The sequence below is a fragment of the Acinetobacter sp. YH12201 genome, assembly GCF_013418145.1.
Classification (GTDB): Bacteria; Pseudomonadota; Gammaproteobacteria; order Pseudomonadales; family Moraxellaceae; genus Acinetobacter.
On sequence record NZ_VPCP01000154.1, the window covers coordinates 1 to 2,767 of the forward strand.

The 2,767-nt window shown below is 47.8% G+C and carries 3 protein-coding genes and 1 pseudogene; all 4 read left to right on the forward strand.

Going from position 1 to position 2,767, the window contains the following annotated elements; translation table 11 throughout:
- On the forward strand, window positions 1-315 hold a 315-nt coding region (locus tag FTU91_RS16500), incomplete at its 5' end, for a hypothetical protein (RefSeq protein ID WP_218944809.1).
- Between the two features lie 86 nt (window positions 316-401).
- Window positions 402-1,277, forward strand: coding sequence for an SDR family oxidoreductase (locus FTU91_RS16075; RefSeq protein ID WP_078081115.1), 876 nt, complete (start codon window positions 402-404; stop codon window positions 1,275-1,277).
- 74 nt (window positions 1,278-1,351) lie between these two features.
- A pseudogene (floR, locus tag FTU91_RS16080) lies at window positions 1,352-2,314 on the forward strand (chloramphenicol/florfenicol efflux MFS transporter FloR); the annotation flags it as partial.
- A 27-nt stretch (window positions 2,315-2,341) separates the two neighbouring features.
- Window positions 2,342-2,647: a LysR family transcriptional regulator gene (locus tag FTU91_RS16085; RefSeq protein ID WP_001255015.1), complete on the forward strand. Its 306-nt coding sequence runs from the start codon at window positions 2,342-2,344 to the stop codon at window positions 2,645-2,647.
- Window positions 2,648-2,767: the final 120 nt, after the last annotated feature.

Genomic DNA, 2,767 nt, shown 5'->3' on the forward strand with positions numbered 1-2,767 from the left:
GTAAATTTTCAGCGTTGCTGGCTCCCCGTCAGCCGGATTGGGTTGCATCGCAGGGGTGTCGAAAGAGTCAACTGCGGTCCAAAGCTGTTGGACTTGGGTGAAAAGGGCGTTTATTCTTCCTATACGTATAGGAAACCTTTATTATACGGTTATAGTAAAAAGGGGGAGAGGAATCTTCCTCTTTTTTATTTTAAAGGGAGATCTCCCATGACACTTCGTAGAAAAGGGTACATCAATGAATTTGATGGCTTATTTGTGATACCAACAATCGGATTAATCCTGTTGAAATTTTATATTTCTATATTTAGAGCATAGGCAGATTGCCTGTGCTCTTTATTTTGTTTGTTTTAAATTGGTATTGAATGATACCAATATTACATGATTAATGGAGGAGATTATTTATGACATTTAATAACAATGAAAATACACGTGTGTGGTTTATTACAGGTGCAAGCAGTGGACTAGGATACGAATTCACAAAAAAAGCATTGGAGTCAGGAGAGAAGGTTGTTGGTGTTGCTAGAAATATTGAAAAACTGAATGAGTTAAAATGCCAGTTTGAAGGAATGTTACTTCCTTTAAGTCTTGATGTTACTGATAGAAGTGCTGTTTCGACTACAGTGGAAACTGCCATTAAACATTTTGGAAGACTCGATATTGTCATTAACAATGCAGGGAATATGGTAATGGGAATGATTGAAGAATTTAGTGAAGATGAAGTTAGAAGCCAAATGGAAACTAATTTCTTCGGTACAGTATGGGTAAGTCAAGCTGTTATGCCGTACTTGCGGGCACAAGAATCAGGTCATATTATCCAGATATCTAGTATTGGTGGACTGATTAGTGGTCCAATGTCGGGAATCTATAGCGCTAGTAAATTTGCTTTAGAAGGATTTAGCGAGGCTTTAGCACAAGAAGCTGCACATTTTGGTATAAAAGTATCTATCGTAGAACCTGGAGGTTACTGGACGAATCTATACTTAAAAATGAGTTTTACTACACAGAAAAAAGAGTATGATTCATTACGTGAAAAGTTGGCCCAACAATATTCAAACGAATCGGTGGATAGTGATCCTAAGTTAGCCGCCGAAGCTATAATGAAACTGGTTAATAGTGAGAATCCGCCTCTCCGATTAGTTCTGGGAAGCCTTGTATATGATTTAGCTGTTGAAAATGCAGAAAAACGTATATTTACATGGAAAGAGTGGGAATCAGTCAGTCGTTCTTCGGAACATGGGATTCCTGCACCAGAAGGATACGGAATAATTGAGGAATAGAAACCCTAAGAAATAAACTCTCTAAACTACAAAAACTAATTAATGATTTAATATGTTTATTAACTTAATCGCCGGGCGCAACGGCTTTCGTCATTGCGTCTCTGGGAGCAGCTTGGTCTTCAACTGCACCGGCCTTTGTCGCTTTCCGTCTACTTCAAGCAGTGGGCGCGTCGGCCATGCTGGTGGCGACGTTCGCGACGGTTCGCGACGTTTATGCCAACCGTCCTGAGGGTGTCGTCATCTACGGCCTTTTCAGTTCGATGCTGGCGTTCGTGCCTGCGCTCGGCCCTATCGCCGGAGTATTGATCGGCGAGTTCTTGGGATGGCAGGCGATATTCATTACTTTGGCTATACTGGCGATGCTCGCACTCCTAAATGCGGGTTTCAGGTGGCACGAAACCCGCCCTCTGGATCAAGTCAAGACGCGCCGATCTGTCTTGCCGATCTTCGCGAGTCCGGCTTTTTGGGTTTACACTGTCGGCTTTAGCGCCGGTATGGGCACCTTCTTCGTCTTCTTCTCGACGGCTCCCCGTGTGCTCATAGGCCAAGCGGAATATTCCGAGATCGGATTCAGCTTTGCCTTCGCCACTGTCGCGCTTGTAATGATCGTGACAACCCGTTTCGCGAAGTCCTTTGTCGCCAGATGGGGCATCGCAGGATGCGTGGCGCGTGGGATGGCGTTGCTTGTTTGCGGAGCGGTCCTGTTGGGGATCGGCGAACTTTACGGCTCGCCGTCATTCCTCACCTTCATCCTACCGATGTGGGTTGTCGCGGTCGGTATTGTCTTCACGGTGTCCGTTACCGCGAACGGCGCTTTGGCAGAGTTCGACGACATCGCGGGATCAGCGGTCGCGTTCTACTTCTGCGTTCAAAGCCTGATAGTCAGCATTGTCGGGACATTGGCGGTGGCACTTTTAAACGGTGACACAGCGTGGCCCGTGATCTGTTACGCCACGGCGATGGCGGTACTGGTTTCGTTGGGGCTGGTGCTCCTTCGGCTCCGTGGGGCTGCCACCGAGAAGTCGCCAGTCGTCTAACCGACGACTGGTAGCAGGCCCGCTCCGATGCGGCGCACTAACCATCGAAACCTCGTGAATGTCGGTATCCTGTCTGGCAGGATACCGCTCATTTCCCTTGTTCAGTTCATCGCCGTCGCCGAGCATCTGAATTTTCGGCATGCGGCCAAGGCACTTGGTATCAGCCAGTCGAGCGTCAGCGCGCGTGTGAAAGCGCTGGAGGATAACCTTGGTGTCCTGCTATTTGAGCGCCATGCGCGGGGCGTTCGGCTAACAGACGCAGGCAGGCACTTCATGGAGCGTGTCACGGCGGGTGTCGATCAACTCGATCACGCAGTGAAGACCGCGGAGTGACGGGCACTGGCTGGCAATGTCTAGCAACGGCAGGCATTTCGGCTGAGGGTAAAAGAACTTTCCGCTAAGCGATAGACTGTATGTAAACACAGTATTGCAAGGACGCGGAACATGCCTCAT

What these genes read in the sequence shown, in the direction of transcription:
- FTU91_RS16075 (WP_078081115.1), top strand. Translation starts at nt 402, where the DNA reads ATGACATTTAATAACAATGAAAATACACGTGTGTGGTTTATTACAGGT.
- FTU91_RS16085 (WP_001255015.1), top strand. Translation starts at nt 2,342, where the DNA reads ATGCGGCGCACTAACCATCGAAACCTCGTGAATGTCGGTATCCTGTCT.